Here is a 17,385-nt window from a genome sequence, read left to right as displayed (position 1 = left end):
CTGAGCCTGGCAGTGAATGCCAGGCTCCTGCCTTTAGTCATCATCTTCTGCCCGTTCCGCCAGCGCCAGCGAGCTGGCACTGGCCGGATCAAACAGGGAAATACTCTCAATCTGATTCAGCATGATCACCTTTCTGAAGTCCATTGCGCTTCCGGGTTCTGAATCCAGAGTAATGTCGTGGCGGGCATACCATTTGCTGTAATTATTTTCGATGCAAATCCGCATTGTCTTTTCATCGCGATAGCCGCTTAGCATGGGGATCAGCACGATATTGGCGGTTTTTTCATACTCGAGCGTTGCGGTGTGGATCATGCCGACATAAATCCGTCTCGAGCGCAGCGTCACCTGCGCCAGCTCCCCTTGCTCCATACACTGATACAGCAGTTGTTCGATACCGCTCGACTGCGCGAGACGTTTGTAGAGCTTCTTCCTGCCTTCACCGTCCAGCCTGGCGCTGCCTGCCCAGTTAGAACGATAAAGACAAAACAGGATGGCGAAGGCCAGCATGACGACGACCGGTGCCTGAATACCTAAAAAGCTCCAGTTCATAAAATCTATTTGCCAGTCGGCATAGGTCTGCGCCGTGAAGTGGAAGGTGTTGTCGGCGGCAGAAAGTGCATAGAGCAACAGCCAGAGCAGCCCCGTGGCGATCACCCCTTGCAGGACGAAGATACAGCCATACAGGGCAACGAGAAAATAGACATCCCAGCCGAAAGATCGCTTGATTTTAAAACGGGTCGACAGGTCACGGCTGGTGTACCAGTACCCACAGACCATCAGCACCATAAAGATAGCCGTTCCCATATCAGGCCCTCTTCAGCGCGTTAACATGACGCAGGAAATCCTGTCGTACCTCGTTGCTCTTGTAGTTCACCGAGGCGTTCCCGTCCTGGTCGATGATGATGCGATCGCCATCCTCCACGGCTTCGATAATTTCCTGCTGGCTCATCACCTGGAGCAATGATTCCGGACTGGAGAAAAGTGACAGAAAGAAACGTTTCATCGCGGGGTTTCCTCATCCTTATGATTAAAAAGGATAAGTCTGGAAGAAGAAGGGGAAATTCGCCTTAAGGTAAAACTGAAAAGCAAAACGGGAAACAGGTGCGTCAGAAAATGCTCTGAAAAAAGCATCGGCAACACAGGTGTAACTTTTTGAAAAATAATATAAATAAAAAATAGTTTTACACAAACTTGGACAAATAACGTTAATTGTGTAAGTTTTAATTATGCGATTACGCCACGTTGTTTACCGCCAGGATGTGACCCATGAGCACTTTGCCCTCTGTCGTGAGTCGGTTTGTTGAGTACTACACCGCACTGGATAGCCAGCCGCCCTCAGCGCTGGTTGGGCTTTATCATTCGGATGCCACGCTTATCGATCCGTTCGGCGAGCATGACGGGATTTTCGCGCTCCAGCGCTATTTCACCCATTTGCTGGCCAATGTAGAAAATTGCCGTTTTACCATTGATCCTCCGCTGTTCGGTGACCGCCGTTTCGTTGTCACGTGGATTATGCACTGGTCGCATCCGCGCATTGCCGGAGGCGAGCCGCTCGACCTGCCGGGATGTTCGGTGGTGGAGACCGAACATGGGTTGATTACTCGCCAGCGTGACTATTACGACGCCGGAGAGATGATCTACGAACACCTTCCGCTGCTCGGTTGGGCAGTGCGCGGCGTGAAGCGGAGGGTGAACGCATGAGCACTGTTCTGATTACCGGAGCAAGTTCGGGCATCGGCGCCGGGCTGGCGAAATCCTTCGCTGCTGACGGCCACACGGTTATCGCCTGCGGGCGCGATCCGGCGCGTCTGGACGCCCTGCATCAGCACAGCCCCACTATCACGGTTCGCCTGTTCGATATGACAGACAGGGACGCCTGTCGCCAGGCGCTGACGGGCTGCTATGCCGATCTGGTTATTCTCTGCGCCGGTACCTGCGAATACCTTGAGCAGGGCGTGGTGGATGCAGCGCTGGTAGAGCGGGTGATGACCACCAATTTCCTCGGGCCGGTGAACTGTCTGGCCGCGTTACAGCCGCAGCTGGTTTCAGGCAACCGCGTGGTGCTGGTCAGCTCCATGGCGCACTGGCTGACGTTCCCGCGCGCAGAGGCTTACGGCGCGTCCAAAGCGGCGCTGAGCTGGTTTGCCGACAGTCTGCGGCTCGACTGGGAGCCGAAAGGGGTCGCCGTGACGGTGGTATTCCCGGGCTTCGTTGATACGCCGCTGACGCGAAAAAATGACTTTGCCATGCCGGGCAGGGTGAGCGTTGAGGAGGCCGTGCAGGCCATTCGGGCCGGGCTGGCGAAAGGGAAAATGCATATTGCGTTTCCGGTGGGGTTTGGCCTTATCTTGCGGTTGCTCTCAGGGCTTCCCGCATTTCTTCAGCGCACACTGCTGCGCAGGATGGTGCGTTCATGAAGATTGCCATTATCGGCAGCGGCATCGCCGGGTTGACCTGTGCCTGGCGTCTTGCCGGTCATCATGAGGTGACGCTGTTCGAAGCGGGGGCCACTCCCGGCGGGCATACCGCGACGGTTGACGTGCCGACGCCACAGGGTACTTTCGCCATCGATACCGGTTTTATCGTCTACAACGACCGTACCTACCCGCGATTTATGGGCCTGCTGAGCGAGCTGGGTATCAGTGGGCAAAAGACGCAGATGAGCTTTTCGGTGCATAACCCGCAAACCGGGCTGGAATACAACGGACACACCCTGACCTCGTTATTTGCCCAGCGACGAAACCTGGTGAACCCATCGTTCTGGCGGCTGCTCGGGGAGATTGTCCGCTTTAATCGCCTGGCGAAACAGGCGCTGGAGAGCGAGCCAGATCCGCACGCGACGCTGCAGACGTTTCTGGACAGGCACCGCTTTACGCCGTTTTTCGCACGTCACTACATTCTGCCGATGGGGGCGGCCATCTGGTCATCGTCGTTGCAGGAGATGAAACGTTTTCCGTTGCCGCTCTTTTTGCGTTTCTTTGACAATCACGGCCTGCTGGATGTGACGCATCGTCCGCAGTGGTACGTCGTGCCCGGAGGTTCGCGGGAATACATCCGCGCCATGCTGGATAAACTCGGTGACCGCCTGACGCTGCACCTCAACGCCCCGGTGCAGCGGGTGATTCGTCAGCAGAATGGGGTAACGATCCAGCTCGACAACGCGAGCCACAGCGTTGATCAGGTGATTTTTGCCTGTCACTCCGGGCAGGCGCTGGCGATGCTTGACGCGCCGAGCGCGGCTGAGCAGGACGTGCTGGGCGATATCGGCTGGCAGCGTAATGAGGTGGTGCTTCACAGCGATCCGCGCTGGCTACCGGTACGTCAGCGTGCCTGGGCGAGCTGGAACTACCGTCTGAGCCAGCAGGATCAGGCCAGCGCCTGCATCACCTACAACATGAATATTTTGCAGGGGTTGCCTGCGGGTAGCCCGTTGTTCTGCGTCACCCTTAATCCGGACATCCCCGTGGATGAACGCTTTGTTATGAAACGCTTTGTCTATGAACACCCGCTGTTTAACCCCAAAAGCTGGCGTGCACAGGCGCGTCGCGGTGAGATTAACGGCCACCAGCGTAGCTGGTTCTGCGGCGCTTACTGGTACAACGGCTTTCATGAAGATGGCGTGCGCAGTGCGCTGGACGTGGTGAATGCGATAGCCGCCGGGGAGGGGAACTGAAATGAACAGCTGCCTCTATCACGGTGTCTTACGCCATCGTCGCTTCCGGCCGAAAGCGCACCAGTTCCGCTACAGCGTCTTTATGGCCTGGCTCGATCTTGATGAGCTGGAGACGTTGCCCGCGGTCGGGGTCCGTCGCAATCGTGTTGCCGCCGCCTCGTTCCATGATGCGGATTATCCGCTGGGCACGCCGCTTAAAGAGAACGTCCTCACCAGGCTTGAAAGCCTGACCGGAGAACGGCCGCAGGGGCGGGTTATGCTCCTGACGCAGCTGCGCTACTTCGGATTCCATTTTAATCCGGTCAACTTTTACTACTGCTATGACCGGGCGGAGACGCTGCGCTGGGTGCTGGCGGAAGTTCGCAATACCCCGTGGAATGAGCGTCATTACTACGCGGTGAATGGGCAGGATGCGCGTCCCACAGAAAAAGCGTTTCATGTTTCCCCTTTTAACCCGATGGACATGGTTTACCACTGGCGCTTTAACCCGCCTGACGACTCGTTGCATATGCACATTGAAAACCATCAGGAAGCGAAGGTGTTTGACGCCACGCTGGCGCTACGCCGGGAGCCGCTTACCCGGGCGGCACTGCGGTCGCTGCTGCTGCGCATTCCACTGATGACCCTCAAAACCGTTTTCGCTATTTACTGGCAGGCGCTGCGGCTGTGGCTCAAGCGCGTGCCGCTGTATAACCATCCCGTCAGCAGGAGTGAACGCTCATGACCGATCCCGTCTTTGCGCTTGAACCCGATATCCCGCGCAACGTCCGCATCGCGCGCTGGCTGCTGTTTCGTCTGTTAAGCGGTATCCGCGGCGGCTCGCTGACCCTGCGTGAGGGTGCGCAGACGTTCCATTTCGGCGAGACATCCGCTGCGCTGCATGCTGACGTTCAGATCCTGAGCCCGGGCGTGTACTGGCGTGTCTTAATGGGGGGTAGCCTCGCCGCCGCTGAGGCCTGGATGGATGGCGAATGGGAAACCACACAGCTCACGCCATTGCTTGAGATCCTGGCGCTTAACGGGCAGGTGCTTGGCCGGCTGGAAAAGGGATTTCGCCTGTTCAGCAGGCCGCTTGAACGGCTTCGTCACTGGACGCGGCGAAACTCACGCGCCAAGGCCCGCGAAAATATTGCCGCGCATTACGATCTGGGTAACACCTTCTATGCCCATTTTCTGGACAACGAGTTGCTTTACTCCAGTGCGCTGTTCACCGCAGATGAGCAGGATCTCACGGCGGCTCAACAGGCCAAAATGGCTCGCCTGTGCGATCAGCTGGCGCTGAACGCCAATGATCACCTGCTGGAAATTGGCACCGGCTGGGGCGCGATGGCGGAATATGCCGCCCGTCATTATGGCTGTCGGGTGACCACCACGACGCTGTCGCAGGAGCAGTATCTCTGGGCGAAAGAACGGATTGTCCGCGCCGGGTTGCAGGATCGCGTTGAGGTACTGCTGTGCGATTACCGCGACCTCACCGGAGAGTACGACAAGCTGGTCTCAATAGAGATGATTGAAGCTGTGGGGCAGCGCTATCTGCCAACCTTCTTCCGCACCTGTCAGGCCAGGCTGCGACCGGGAGGTCGTATGGCAATACAGGCCATCACCATTCAGGACCAGCGCTATCGCGACTACAGCAAAAGCGTCGATTTTATCCAGCGCTACATTTTTCCCGGCGGTTTTTTACCAAGCATCACCGCCATGAATGAGCTTATGACGCGCCACACCGATTTCGTAATGCGCAACCTCTTTGATATGGGGCCCGACTATGCCCGCACGCTGGCTCTCTGGCGCCAGCGCTTCGTGCATGCATGGCAGGAGATTGAAAAGCTTGGGTTCGATGAGCGGTTTCGTCGGATGTGGCTGTACTACCTCGGCTACTGCGAAGCCGGGTTTAACGCCCGCACCATCAGCGTGGTGCAACTGACCGCCGAGCGCGTATGAAACATTATTTGCAGGTCTTTCTGCTGGCTATCGCGTTCGATTTTTACTGGGCGCTGGTGGTGCTCTTTCGCGAGCAGGGCCTGATTATCTGGATTGTGCTGGCGGTTGTGGCCTGCCTGCTGTTGCCGTCCGCGTACCGACTTTACGCCATTGCGCTGGCCGCGGCAGGGAGCCTGCTGGATGCGCTCTGGGCGTTGACGGGCCTGCTTGCGTTTACGGGTGAGTCACTGATGCCGCTGTGGATGGTGGCACTGTGGCTGATGTTCGCCACCGTCTGGACTCAGCTGACGCGCACAACAACATTACCCGGCTGGCTGCTGACCCTGCTGGCAACCGTGGGCGGGCCTGTCGCCTATCTGATTGGCGAACGGCTTGGCGCCATTACTTTTCTGGAGCCGACCTTTATTGTCATCAGTTGGATGGCACCGGGCTGGCTGGTTTTGATGCTGTTTTTCCATCTGCTGGTGGGGAGACAAAAATGAGAGCTGCGGCACTGCTTCTCTGGCTGATAATCCTGTCCCCCGTGGCTCAGGCTGCCGACTGGCTGACCTGGCGCAAGGTCGGTGACGCCACGCTGACCTGGGGGCCGTTCACCGTCTATACCTCACAGCTTCGCACGCCGGAGGGGCGTTATAGCGGGGAGAACGGGGATCGGGCGCTGATCATCACTTACGCGCGTGAAATCGACCGTGATGACCTGGTTGAGGCAACGCGCGATCAGTGGCAGGCGCAGGGGATCCTCGAGCAGGAGCCCCAAAGCGAAGCCTGGCTGCGTATGCTCCAGTCGCTCTGGCCCGATGTTGGGCCGGGCAGCCAGCTGGCGTTTGTGGTCACCGACAGGCAGGGGCAGTTCTGGTACCGTGCTTCGGCGACGCAGAAAGACTTTATTCCACTGGGACCACGTCAGTCCGCCGCGTTCAGCACGCGCTTTCTGGCAATCTGGCTCAGTCCCCGCACGCAATATCCCGCGCTGCGTCAGCAGCTGACAGGAGGGCAACAATGAAGCGTATTCTGGTCATCGCGCTGGCGGTAACGATGCTGCTGGCCGGCTGCAGTACAGAGGTGACGGAATACCGTCAACAGCAGCCGAAGCTGGATATCTTCCGCTATTTTCAGGGGAAAACCGAAGCGTGGGGCATGGTGCAGGATCGCAGCGGTAAACAGTTGCGCCGGTTTCACGTTGAGATTGCCGGGGACGTTATCGGCGATACGCTGACGCTCAATGAACATTTCGTCTATGACGACGGCGAAAAGCAGCAGCGGGTATGGCATATCCGACGGATGGGGGGCGATCGCTACGAAGGCACGGCAGGGGATATCGAAGGGGTGGCAACCGGGCAGGCGGCGGGAAACGCCTTCAACTGGCATTACAGCATGCAGGTGAAAGCCAATGGCAGCACCTGGCTGCTGCACTTTGACGACTGGATGTACCTGCAGGATGAAACCCATCTGTTCAATAAAACAGATCTGAAGAAACTGGGCGTCACCGTCGCCACGGTGACGCTGTTCTTTACCCGCAAGGCGTAACGTTACTCGCTCCCGGGCGCCGGTTCGGCGGGGGTTTTGCTGCTGAGGTAGATGAAGATCAGCGCAATGGCCAGGCAGACGATGGCCCCGAGACGGCTCAGCGAAAACGGAATGACCGCGTTACCCAGCCAGCCAAAGCTGTCAATCAACATGCTCATGGTGAGCTGGCCGAAGATCACCGCGACCGTGGCAACGGCGGTACCGATACGTTGTACCGCCAGTACCATTATCACAATGTAGGGCACGCCGAACAGGGCACCGAGCAGCTGCCATTTGGGCACATCCATCAGGGTAATGGCCTGTTTGGGTTCAAAGAAGAAGATCAGCAGGGCGGTGACCAGCGCACCAACGGAAAACGTCAGAAACGCGCTTTTAAAGACGCCCACGCTGCTTCCCAGCTGTCCGTTGATGGCGGCCTGGACGCTCAGCGTCGCGCCGCCACACACTGCCAACATAATCATAATCAGTGTCATTTTGTTACCCCTGTGCAACCAGAACCAGCGCGGCAATGATGAAAAGCAGCGCGATGATGCGTTTACCGTTAATCTTTCTGGGCGTGGTGCCCAGCAACCCATAGTGGTCAATGATAAGACTCTTAAAGACCTGACCTGCCAGAATGCCAATCATCGTCAGGGCAATGCCGATGGCTGGCGTGGCGAGGGTCAAAATGACGACGTAAACGGGCCCGAGTACGCCGCCGAGCAGTTGCCATGCGGGCTGTGCGAAAAACGACGGGCTGTTACGCGGGCTGAAAAACAGCATCAGCAGAAACGTCAGTGCGGCACCTGTACCGAAAATACTGAACGTGGCCCATAAATCGCCGACTTCCCCACCCAGTGGCCCCAGCAAGCCAGCCTCTACGGAGAGGCCCATGCCGCCGAGAATAACCAGTAAAATTAACAACCATTGCATATTCATTATCTCTACGTTCTGAAGGCGAAACAGACTAGCCCTGAACATCGATGAGAAAAATGCCATAATGCAGGAAACACCTTTGCAGGAAATGCACTAATGGTTGATGCCGGAAATATGAATATCCGCTCGCTGCGGGTTTTTATTGCGGTTTACGAAGCGCAAAACTTTTCTGTGGTCGCCCGGCGGGAGGGGATGTCTGCCTCGCAGGTTTCACGCGTTATCCATCAGCTTGAGGACGCGCTCGGCCAGCAGCTTTTCTATCGTAATACCCGGGCGGTGATCCCAACGGAAAGCGGCCACCTTTTTATCCGCTACGCCAGAGCGATGGTGGAAAGCCTGGAGGAGGCGCGTCGGGAGCTGGATGAGCGTTCGACGGAGCCTTCCGGCACGCTGCGCATTAATGGCCCGGTGTACTTTGGGCAGCGGCACGTTGCCCCGGGTCTGCCTGCACTGGCGGCGCGGTATCCCCGGCTGAATATAGAGCTGACGCTGACCGATGACTTTATCGACCCGCACAAAGATGCCGCCGACGTTATCTTTCGCATCGGCATGCTGACGGACTCAACCTTTCACGCGCGGGTTTTTGGCCAGCAGCGTTACCATCTGGCCGCGTCGCCGGACTATTTGCGAAAACACGGTGTGCCAGACGGGCCGGATGACCTCAGTCGCCACCGGTGCCTGGTCTACCGCGGGTCGTCAGGTCCCAATCGCTGGCTGGTGCGAGGTCAGGGGGAAGCCTGGGTGCATTACCCCGTGGTGCCGCTGATGACCTCCAATAATGCGGAGTCGCTGCTCATTGCCGCGCTGGGCGGGATGGGGATCGTGCTGTTTCCGGACTGGCTGATTGGCGACAGACTGCAGAAGGGGGAACTGGTCGCACTCCTCGCGGAACGGGAGTGCGCCATAAATACCGAGCCGCTGAACATTGCGGCAATCTATCCTCACGCCCGTCATCCGCCCCTGAACGTCAGGGCGGTGATTGATCATTACGTGGCGCTTTTCGGCACCCCGCCTTACTGGCAGACGTAGCGATTACGCGCCGAGTTCTTTACGGATAATGTCGGCGCCGGCGCTCAGGGCGTTGAGCTTTCCGTTGGCAACCTGACGTGAGAGCGGGGCCATCCCGCAGTTTGTCGATGGCCACAGCTTGTCGGCATCGACAAACTGCAGCGCTTTACGCAGCGTATCGGCCACTTCCTCTGGCGTCTCAATGGTATTGGTCGCCACGTCAATGGCACCCACCATCACCTTTTTGCCGCGGATCAGTTCCAGCAGGTCCATCGGTACGCGGGAGTTGTGGCACTCCAGCGAGATGATGTCGATATTGGACGTCTGCAGCTTAGGAAAGGCTTCTTCATACTGCCGCCATTCTGAACCGAGCGTTTTTTTCCAGTCGGTATTGGCTTTGATGCCATACCCGTAGCAGATATGGACCGCGGTCTGGCAGCGCAAACCTTCGATGGCACGTTCCAGCGCGGCAATACCCCAGTCGTTCACCTCATCAAAAAACACGTTAAAGGCCGGTTCATCAAACTGGATGATATCAACGCCCGCCGCTTCTAACTCTCTCGCTTCCTGATTGAGAATTTTGGCAAATTCCCAGGCCAGCTTTTCGCGGCTTTGATAGTGAGCGTCATAGAGGGTGTCGATCATGGTCATCGGGCCGGGCAGAGCCCACTTGATCGGTTTATCCGTGAGCTGACGTAAATACTTTGCGTCATCAACGAACACCGGTTTTTGACGCGCGACGGCATCCACCACGGTCGGCACGCTTGCGTCATAGCGGTTACGAATTCGCACGGTCTGGCGGTTCTCAAAATCAACGCCGCTGAGGTGTTCAATAAAGGTGGTGACGAAGTGCTGACGAGTCTGTTCGCCGTCGCTGACAATATCAATGCCCGCACGGATCTGCTCATCCAGAGATAAAAAAAAAAAAAAAGAGATAAAACGCAGCGCATCCTGTTTACCGGCAAGTAATTCCTGATCCTGCAATTTCCATGGCGACCAGAGCGTTTCGGGTTGCGCAAGCCAGGTTGGCTTAGGCAAACTGCCAGCCGTTGAAGTCGGGAGCAATGTTTTCATAGTAGAAGACCTTTATTATCGATTAATTAAAGCGTGTTGTGACCTGACCACTGCTCAAGAAGAGGTTTATAGGGCTTGATGAAATACGCTTCCGTAAATTTGCCCTGTTCAATTGCCAGCCGGCTGCGTTCTTCGCGGTCATAAACAATTTTTGTTAATGAATGATCCTCATGATTCAGATCGGGCTGGTAGCATTCTCCGGCGGTCGAGTTCGCATTGTAAATTTCAGGGCGATAAATTTTCTGAAAAGTCTCCATGGTGCTGATGGTGCTAATCAACTCCAGGTTGGTGTAATCCCGTAATAAATCGCCGGTGAAATAAAACGCAAACGGCGCTGCGCTATTCTCAGGCATAAAGTAACGAACCTGCAGACCCATTTTCCCGAAGTACTGCTCGGTTAAGGATGTACCGTCCGGACGATACTCGATGCCCAGCACCGGGTGCTGGTTGCCCGTGCGGCGGTAGGTGTCTTTGCTGGAGACGCTCAGGCAGATCACCGGTGCCTTTTTGAAGTTCTCTTTGTATTCAGGTGAGTTAACGAAATGCCGGAAAATAGTGCCGTGCAGCTCACCAAAATTATCCGGGATCGCGAAGCGGGACTGATTTTTATTGTGCTCCGGCAGCAAGACGCTGAAATCATAATCGCGGACATAGGACGAGAAATTATTTCCAACGATACCGTCGATGCGCTCATGGGTCTTTTTATCAACGATCGTTGTCTGCAATATTTCGATAGCCGGGAAGGGCTTCTCAGCGCCGATATGCAAATCCACAGAAATAATGTCCAGTTCGAGCGCATAGCGATCGGCTTTTGGGTTATCCCAGCGCGCTAACGCGTTAAAACGGTTATTCATCATCACCAGCGTATTACGCAGGTTTTGCTGGCGTTTTTCGCCACGGGCCAGGTTGGCGAAGTTGGTGGTGGTACGCGTATTTTCTGAAGGGTTATAATTTTCATCAAAGCAACTACGCTTAAGGCTAAATGTAAAAGCATTACTCATCGTCGTTATACATCCTAAGTTCTTGTTGCTAAGAAGTTACCAATGCATAATTTATGCCTGAGCCCGTGACGGAGGGGAAGTGACTTAATTTCACTGCAACATGAGCTATCTTCATGAACAGCGCCTTTCCAGGTATAATCCCCAAAATTTCAACACGGTTTAGAAACGATCATGACAAAACTCACCCTACAAGAGCAGATGCTGAAAGCAGGCTTAGTCAGCAGCAAGAAGATGGCTAAAGTTCAGCGCACGGCCAAGAAATCGCGCGTTCAGGCCCGTGAAGCAAGGGAAGCAGTAGAAGAGAATAAAAAAGCGCAGCTCGAGCGTGACAAGCAGCTGAGCGAGCAACAGAAGCAAGCGACGCTGGCGAAAGAGTTTAAAGCGCAGGTCAAGCAGCTGATCGAAATGAACCGCATCACCGTGACCAGAGGCACCATCGCCTTTAACTTTACCGACGGCAATCTCATCAAAAAAATCGAGGTCGACAAGCAGACGCAGGCCCAGTTGATCAATGGCCGCCTGGCGATTGCGCGTCTGGTGATTAATGCCAATGGCGACTGCGACTATGCGATTATCCCGGCAGTGGTGGCCGATAAAATCGCCCAGCGCGATGCCGAGAGTATCGTGTTAAACAGCGCCCTGAGTCAGGAAGAGCAGGATGAAGACGATCCGTACGCAGATTTCAAAATTCCTGACGATTTGATGTGGTAAGCCGCGCTTAAAACGGTGCGGCGTGACGGGCGTTAATTGCCTCTGCGCTCACCGGATGCACAAAATCCAGCTCGCTGGCGTGCAGCATCAGCCGCGGTATCTGTTCGGTGCCCGGCAGTGCAAGACCACCATACAGATCGCAGCCTAAAATAGGGTAGCCCAACTGCTGGCAGTGAATACGCAGCTGGTGGGTTCGCCCGGTCTCCGGGGTCAGTCTGACCCGCGTCAACGGCAGTGCCGCATCATAAAACCGGTCCATCACCTGATAGCGTGAGCGTGCGGGCTTGCCGTTAATCGCACAAATCGACATCAGCGGAAACAGCGCCGGATCTTTAGCAATCGGGGCATCAATCACGCCCTCGTCGTTTTCCACATGCCCGCAAAGCAGGGCGCTGTATACCTTTCGCACGGCGCGCTGGCTGAACTGGTGACAGAGGGCGGCGTTAATCGCTTTATTGCGCGCAATTACCATCAGCCCGGATGTACCGAAATCCAGACGATGCACCAGCGTGCAGCCGGGAAACGTCTGTACCAGTCGATAATGCACGGAATCGCGGTTTTGCGGATTTTTGCCTGAAAGGCTGAGCAGACCGGAAGGCTTATTAATCAGGACCAGATGTTCGTCCTGCCAGAGGATCTCGATCTCGTCGTGACACGGTGGGGCAATAAAAGAATCTATAATCGCAGACATCAGACGGCCCGACAGAAGAGTGGGTGCGGATGATAGCGAATTTTTAGCGGCGGGGACAGAAAGAAACCCTCCCACCAGGCGGTGAGAGGGGGATGATTAAGCGGCTACGAGGCTGTCGATAGCGGCTTTCGCGTCGGTCTGCGCTTTGGTCGCAACTTCCGGGCCGTAGGCAATACCTTCAGCAAACACGAAATTCACGTCGGTGATACCGATGAAGCCCAGGAACAGAGTCAGGTACGGTGCAACCAGGTCAGTTGGGGTGTCTTTGTGAATACCACCACGGCTGGTCAGTACAATCGCACGCTTACCTTTCACCAGACCTTCAGGACCGTTTTCAGTGTAACGGAAGGTTACGCCGGCACGGGCAACCAGGTCGAAGTAGTTCTTCAACTGAGTAGGGATGTTGAAGTTGTACATTGGCGCGTTGATCACGATAACGTCGTGCGCCTGCAGTTCAGCAATCAGTTCGTCAGAGAGGGCCAGGGCTTCCTGCTGACGTGGCGTCAGGGGAGCGTCGCTCGGACGCAGCGCGCCAACCAGTTCGCCATCCAGCACAGGAATCGGGTTTGCAGCCAGGTCACGCACGGTGATTTCATCAGCAGAATGCTGTTCACGCCACTGTTCAACGAAGTAGTCAGAGAGCTGACCAGACTGTGAGTACCCTGCCAGAATACTGGATTTCAATACTAATACTTTGCTCATGGGTGATTCCTGTTTTTGCATTTGATTGAAGGGGGTTGCCCCGTTGCTTGTTGACACTCTATTCACAATCCTGTCGCAGGGATAGCGCAATATATCGAAGTCTATGTTCGAATTTTTTGAATAAGGCACTCAAAGCGCCAATGTGATACTCTATAGCAATCATTAAAAAGAGATTTTACCCGGCAGTGCACTGCCCGTTAACGCTATGACAGAACAACAAAAATTAACCTTCCCGATGCTCCTGCAACAGCTTGATTCACTGATGCTGCGTGATAAACAGCGGTTTGCCCGTCGTCTGCACGGGGTGAAGAAGGTTAAAAATCCTGATGCACAACAGGCCATTTATCAGGAGATGGCGAAAGAGATTGAACAGGCGGCAGGGAAAGTCGTGCTGCGCGAAGCCGCACGTCCGGAGATTACCTACCCGGAAAACCTGCCGGTCAGTCAGAAAAAACAGGACATTCTTGACGCCGTGCGCGACCACCAGGTGGTGATTGTCGCAGGGGAAACCGGTTCAGGGAAAACCACTCAGCTGCCGAAAATTTGTATGGAGCTGGGGCGTGGGGTGAAAGGGCTGATTGGTCACACCCAGCCGCGTCGTCTGGCGGCGCGTACCGTGGCGAACCGTATTGCCGAAGAGCTGCAAACGCAGCCCGGCGGCTGCATTGGGTATAAGGTGCGATTCAGCGACCACGTTAGCGATAACACCATGGTCAAACTGATGACTGACGGTATTCTGCTGGCGGAAATCCAGCAGGATCGTCTGCTGATGCAGTACGACACGATCATTATCGATGAAGCGCACGAACGCAGCCTGAATATCGACTTCCTGCTCGGGTATCTGAAAGAATTGTTACCGCGTCGCCCGGACCTGAAAATTATCATCACTTCCGCCACCATCGATCCGGAGCGTTTCTCAAAGCATTTCAACAATGCGCCGATTATCGAGGTCTCTGGCCGAACGTATCCGGTGGAGGTGCGCTATCGCCCGATAGTGGAAGACGCGGACGATACCGAGCGCGACCAGCTGCAGGCCATCTTTGATGCCGTCGACGAGCTGGGAAATGAAAGCGCGGGTGACATTCTGATTTTCCTGAGCGGCGAACGGGAAATCCGCGATACCGCTGACGCCCTCAGCAAGCGCGATCTTCGCCATACCGAAATTCTGCCGCTGTATGCGCGCCTGTCAAACAGCGAACAAAACCGCGTGTTTCAGCCGCACAGCGGACGTCGTATTGTGCTCGCCACCAACGTGGCGGAAAACCTCGCTTACCGTGCCGGGCATCAAATATGTGATTGACCCGGGTACGGCGCGTATCAGCCGCTACAGCTACCGCACCAAAGTGCAGCGCCTGCCAATTGAGCCGGTTTCTCAGGCTTCCGCTAATCAGCGTAAAGGCCGCTGCGGCCGTGTGTCGGAAGGGATCTGTATTCGCCTCTATTCCGAGGACGATTTCCTGTCGCGACCAGAGTTTACCGACCCGGAAATTCTGCGCACCAACCTGGCGTCGGTCATCCTGCAGATGACTGCGCTAGGGCTTGGCGACATCGCCGCGTTCCCGTTTGTCGAAGCGCCGGACAAGCGCAATATTCAGGACGGCGTGCGCCTGCTGGAAGAGCTGGGTGCCATCACCACCGACGAGCAGGCTAGCGCCTACAAACTGACGCCGCTGGGTCGTCAGCTCAGCCAGCTGCCGGTTGACCCGCGTCTGGCGCGCATGGTGCTGGAAGCACAGAAACACGGCTGTGTGCGTGAAGCGATGATCATTACCTCCGCGCTCTCGATTCAGGATCCGCGCGAGCGTCCGATGGACAAGCAGCAGGCGTCTGATGAAAAACACCGTCGGTTCCACGATAAAGAGTCCGACTTCCTCGCCTTTGTGAACCTGTGGAACTACCTCGGCGAGCAGCAGAAAGCGCTGTCGTCGAACCAGTTCCGCCGCCAGTGCCGCGTCGATTTCCTCAATTATCTGCGCGTGCGCGAGTGGCAGGATATCTACACGCAGCTGCGTCAGGTGGTGAAAGAGCTGGGCATTCCGGTTAACAGTGAACCGGCGGAGTACCGCGAAATTCACATTGCGTTGCTGACCGGTCTGCTCTCCCATATCGGGATGAAGGATGCCGACAAGCAGGAGTATACCGGGGCGCGTAACGCCCGTTTCTCCATCTTCCCGGGGTCCGGTTTATTCAAGAAACCGCCTAAATGGACCATGGTGGCCGAACTGGTGGAAACCAGCCGCCTGTGGGGCCGCATTGCGGCGCGCATTGATCCCGAATGGGTTGAACCTGTTGCCCAGCACCTGCTGAAGCGCTCATACAGTGAACCGCACTGGGAGCGCGCGCAGGGCGCGGTGATGGCGACCGAAAAAGTGACCGTTTACGGTTTGCCGGTGGTTGGCGCGCGCAAGGTTAACTACAGCCAGATAGACCCCGCGTTGTGCCGCGAGTTGTTTATTCGTCACGCGCTGGTGGAGGGCGACTGGCAGACGCGTCATGCGTTCTTCCGTGAAAACCTCAAACTGCGTGCCGAAGTGGAAGAGCTTGAGCATAAATCCCGTCGCCGCGACATTCTGGTCGACGACGAGGCGCTGTTTGAGTTTTACGACCAGCGTATCAGCCACGATGTGATTTCTGCCCGCCACTTCGACAGCTGGTGGAAGAAGGCCAGCAAAGAGACCCCAGATCTGCTCAACTTTGAAAAGAGCATGTTGATCAAAGAGGGGGCGGAGTCCGTCAGCAAACTCGATTACCCGAACTTCTGGCATCAGGGCTCTCTCAAGCTGCGTCTGACCTATCAGTTTGAGCCGGGCGCGGATGCGGATGGCGTCACCGTACACATTCCGCTGCCGTTGTTAAACCAGGTCGAAGAGAGCGGATTCGAGTGGCAAATTCCGGGGCTGCGTCGCGAGCTGGTGATTGCGCTGATCAAATCGATGCCAAAACCGGTGCGTCGTAACTTTGTGCCTGCGCCAAACTATGCCGAAGCGTTTTTAGGCCGCGTAACGCCGCTGGAGTTGCCGCTGCTGGATTCGCTGGAGCGTGAGCTCAGGCGCATGACGGGCGTAACCGTCGACCGCGACGACTGGCACTGGGATCAGGTGCCCGATCACCTGAAAATCAGCTTCCGCGTGGTGGACGACAAAAACAAAAAGCTGCAGGAAGGCCGATCGCTGACCGAACTGAAAGAGGCGCTGAAAGGCAAAGTCCAGGAGACGCTTTCTGCGGTGGCTGATGACGGTATCGAGCAGAGCGGATTGCACATCTGGAGCTTTGGCGCGCTTCCGGAAAGCTATGAGCAAAAACGCGGCAACTACAGGGTGAAGGCCTGGCCTGCACTGGTGGATGAGCGTGACAGCGTGGCCATCAAACTCTTTGATAATCCACAGGAACAACAGCAGATGATGTGGCGTGGTCTGCGTCGTTTGCTGCTGCTTAATATTCCGTCACCGATTAAATATCTGCACGAGAAGTTACCGAACAAAGCCAAGCTTGGCCTCTACTTTAACCCGTACGGTAAAGTGCTGGATCTGATTGACGACTGCATCTCCTGTGGTGTGGACAAGCTTATCCACGAGGCGGGCGGTCCGGTCTGGTCAGAAGCGGAGTTTGCGGTACTGCATGAGAAAGTCAGGGCAGAACTGAACGACACCGTGGTGGACATTGCGAAACAGGTCGAGCAGATCCTCACCACCGTGTTCAATATCAACAAACGCCTGAAAGGGCGCGTGGATATGACCATGGCGCTGGGGCTGTCGGACGTGAAAGCGCAAATGGCCGGGTTAGTGTACCGTGGATTCGTTACCGGCAACGGCTTCAAACGCCTTGGCGATACGTTGCGTTATCTGCAGGCGATCGAAAAACGTCTGGAGAAAATGGCTATCGATCCGCATCGTGACCGCGCGCAGATGCTGAAAGTGGAAAGCGTGCAGAAGGCATGGCAGCAGTGGCTCAACAAATTGCCGCCAGCGCGCCGTGACGATGAAGACGTGCAGGCGATCCGCTGGATGATCGAAGAGCTGCGCGTCAGCTTCTTTGCCCAGCAGCTCGGTACGCCGTATCCCATTTCGGATAAGCGTATTTTGCAGGCAATGGAGCAGATTTCGGCGTAACGTCGGGTGTTCGCCCTCTCTCTGTGAGAGAGG

18 protein-coding genes and 1 pseudogene are annotated in these 17,385 nt (G+C 56.0%); 11 read left to right on the top strand and 8 right to left on the bottom strand.

Features of this window, described 5'->3' with window-relative positions:
- Positions 1–33 precede the first annotated feature (33 nt).
- Together QE396_RS06345 and QE396_RS06340 are read right to left on the bottom strand one after the other, a co-directional pair.
- The gene (locus QE396_RS06345; protein ID WP_014169953.1) at positions 34–804 is read right to left on the bottom strand and encodes a hypothetical protein; all 771 of its coding nucleotides are present in this window, start codon (positions 802–804) and stop codon (positions 34–36) included.
- Position 805: 1 nt separating this feature from the next.
- On the bottom strand, positions 806–1,003 hold the full coding sequence (locus tag QE396_RS06340) for a hypothetical protein (protein WP_008502331.1): 198 nt from the start codon (positions 1,001–1,003) through the stop codon (positions 806–808).
- A gap of 263 nt (positions 1,004–1,266) precedes the next feature.
- Between QE396_RS06340 and QE396_RS06335 the strand changes: the two genes are divergently transcribed.
- Genes QE396_RS06335 through QE396_RS06300 form a run of 8 tightly spaced genes read left to right on the top strand, consistent with a single transcriptional unit; the run spans position 1,267 to position 7,141 of the window.
- A complete protein-coding gene (locus QE396_RS06335) occupies positions 1,267–1,701 on the top strand; it encodes a nuclear transport factor 2 family protein (RefSeq protein ID WP_014169955.1) in 435 nt (144 codons plus the stop codon).
- A complete protein-coding gene (locus tag QE396_RS06330) occupies positions 1,698–2,417 on the top strand; it encodes an SDR family NAD(P)-dependent oxidoreductase (protein ID WP_020884224.1) in 720 nt (239 codons plus the stop codon). Before QE396_RS06335 ends, QE396_RS06330 begins: the two co-directional genes overlap by 4 nt.
- Entirely contained in the window at positions 2,414–3,673 is a 1,260-nt protein-coding gene (locus tag QE396_RS06325) for an NAD(P)/FAD-dependent oxidoreductase (RefSeq protein WP_020884223.1), read from the top strand. Before QE396_RS06330 ends, QE396_RS06325 begins: the two co-directional genes overlap by 4 nt.
- Before the next feature lies 1 nt (position 3,674).
- Positions 3,675–4,397, top strand: coding sequence for a DUF1365 domain-containing protein (locus QE396_RS06320; protein WP_014169958.1), 723 nt, complete (start codon positions 3,675–3,677; stop codon positions 4,395–4,397).
- Entirely contained in the window at positions 4,394–5,614 is a 1,221-nt protein-coding gene (locus tag QE396_RS06315) for a cyclopropane-fatty-acyl-phospholipid synthase family protein (RefSeq protein ID WP_020884222.1), read from the top strand. Before QE396_RS06320 ends, QE396_RS06315 begins: the two co-directional genes overlap by 4 nt.
- Complete coding sequence (locus tag QE396_RS06310; RefSeq protein WP_020884221.1) at positions 5,611–6,096, top strand: DUF2878 domain-containing protein; 486 nt, start codon at positions 5,611–5,613, stop codon at positions 6,094–6,096. Before QE396_RS06315 ends, QE396_RS06310 begins: the two co-directional genes overlap by 4 nt.
- The gene (locus QE396_RS06305; RefSeq protein WP_014169961.1) at positions 6,093–6,617 is read left to right on the top strand and encodes a hypothetical protein; all 525 of its coding nucleotides are present in this window, start codon (positions 6,093–6,095) and stop codon (positions 6,615–6,617) included. Before QE396_RS06310 ends, QE396_RS06305 begins: the two co-directional genes overlap by 4 nt.
- A complete protein-coding gene (locus QE396_RS06300) occupies positions 6,614–7,141 on the top strand; it encodes a DUF3833 domain-containing protein (RefSeq protein WP_020884220.1) in 528 nt (175 codons plus the stop codon). Before QE396_RS06305 ends, QE396_RS06300 begins: the two co-directional genes overlap by 4 nt.
- A 2-nt stretch (positions 7,142–7,143) precedes the next feature.
- Here QE396_RS06300 and QE396_RS06295 read toward each other — a convergent pair whose 3' ends face one another.
- Together QE396_RS06295 and QE396_RS06290 are read right to left on the bottom strand one after the other, a co-directional pair.
- Positions 7,144–7,614: a DMT family transporter gene (locus QE396_RS06295; protein ID WP_020884219.1), complete on the bottom strand. Its 471-nt coding sequence runs from the start codon at positions 7,612–7,614 to the stop codon at positions 7,144–7,146.
- A 4-nt stretch (positions 7,615–7,618) separates the two neighbouring features.
- Complete coding sequence (locus QE396_RS06290; protein WP_032670472.1) at positions 7,619–8,053, bottom strand: DMT family transporter; 435 nt, start codon at positions 8,051–8,053, stop codon at positions 7,619–7,621.
- A gap of 99 nt (positions 8,054–8,152) precedes the next feature.
- Between QE396_RS06290 and QE396_RS06285 the strand changes: the two genes are divergently transcribed.
- Positions 8,153–9,085, top strand: a complete 933-nt coding sequence (locus tag QE396_RS06285) for a LysR family transcriptional regulator (RefSeq protein WP_014169965.1) — start codon at positions 8,153–8,155, stop codon at positions 9,083–9,085.
- Positions 9,086–9,088: 3 nt separating this feature from the next.
- Here the strand turns inward: QE396_RS06285 and QE396_RS06280 are convergent, their stop codons facing one another.
- Both QE396_RS06280 and QE396_RS06275 read right to left on the bottom strand, forming a co-directional pair.
- A complete protein-coding gene (locus QE396_RS06280; RefSeq protein WP_309950405.1) occupies positions 9,089–10,138 on the bottom strand; it encodes a methionine synthase in 1,050 nt (349 codons plus the stop codon).
- A gap of 26 nt (positions 10,139–10,164) precedes the next feature.
- Entirely contained in the window at positions 10,165–11,139 is a 975-nt protein-coding gene (locus QE396_RS06275; RefSeq protein WP_014169967.1) for a DUF1852 domain-containing protein, read from the bottom strand.
- A gap of 171 nt (positions 11,140–11,310) precedes the next feature.
- Between QE396_RS06275 and QE396_RS06270 the strand changes: the two genes are divergently transcribed.
- Positions 11,311–11,850 (top strand): DUF2058 domain-containing protein, encoded by a 540-nt coding sequence (locus tag QE396_RS06270; RefSeq protein ID WP_014169968.1) that lies wholly within the window; start codon positions 11,311–11,313, stop codon positions 11,848–11,850.
- Positions 11,851–11,857: 7 nt separating this feature from the next.
- Here the strand turns inward: QE396_RS06270 and QE396_RS06265 are convergent, their stop codons facing one another.
- Both QE396_RS06265 and azoR read right to left on the bottom strand, forming a co-directional pair.
- Positions 11,858–12,541, bottom strand: coding sequence for an RluA family pseudouridine synthase (locus tag QE396_RS06265; protein WP_309950401.1), 684 nt, complete (start codon positions 12,539–12,541; stop codon positions 11,858–11,860).
- Positions 12,542–12,637: 96 nt separating this feature from the next.
- Positions 12,638–13,243, bottom strand: coding sequence for an FMN-dependent NADH-azoreductase (gene azoR / locus QE396_RS06260; protein ID WP_017693462.1), 606 nt, complete (start codon positions 13,241–13,243; stop codon positions 12,638–12,640).
- Between the two features lie 205 nt (positions 13,244–13,448).
- Between azoR and hrpA the strand changes: the two are divergent.
- A pseudogene (gene hrpA / locus QE396_RS06255) lies at positions 13,449–17,352 on the top strand (ATP-dependent RNA helicase HrpA).
- Positions 17,353–17,385: the final 33 nt, after the last annotated feature.

It is taken from the genome of Enterobacter sp. SORGH_AS_0287 (assembly GCF_031453695.1).
In the GTDB taxonomy this organism is placed as follows: Bacteria; Pseudomonadota; Gammaproteobacteria; order Enterobacterales; family Enterobacteriaceae; genus Enterobacter; species Enterobacter ludwigii.
This window is presented reverse-complemented; position numbering and strand designations above follow the sequence as displayed.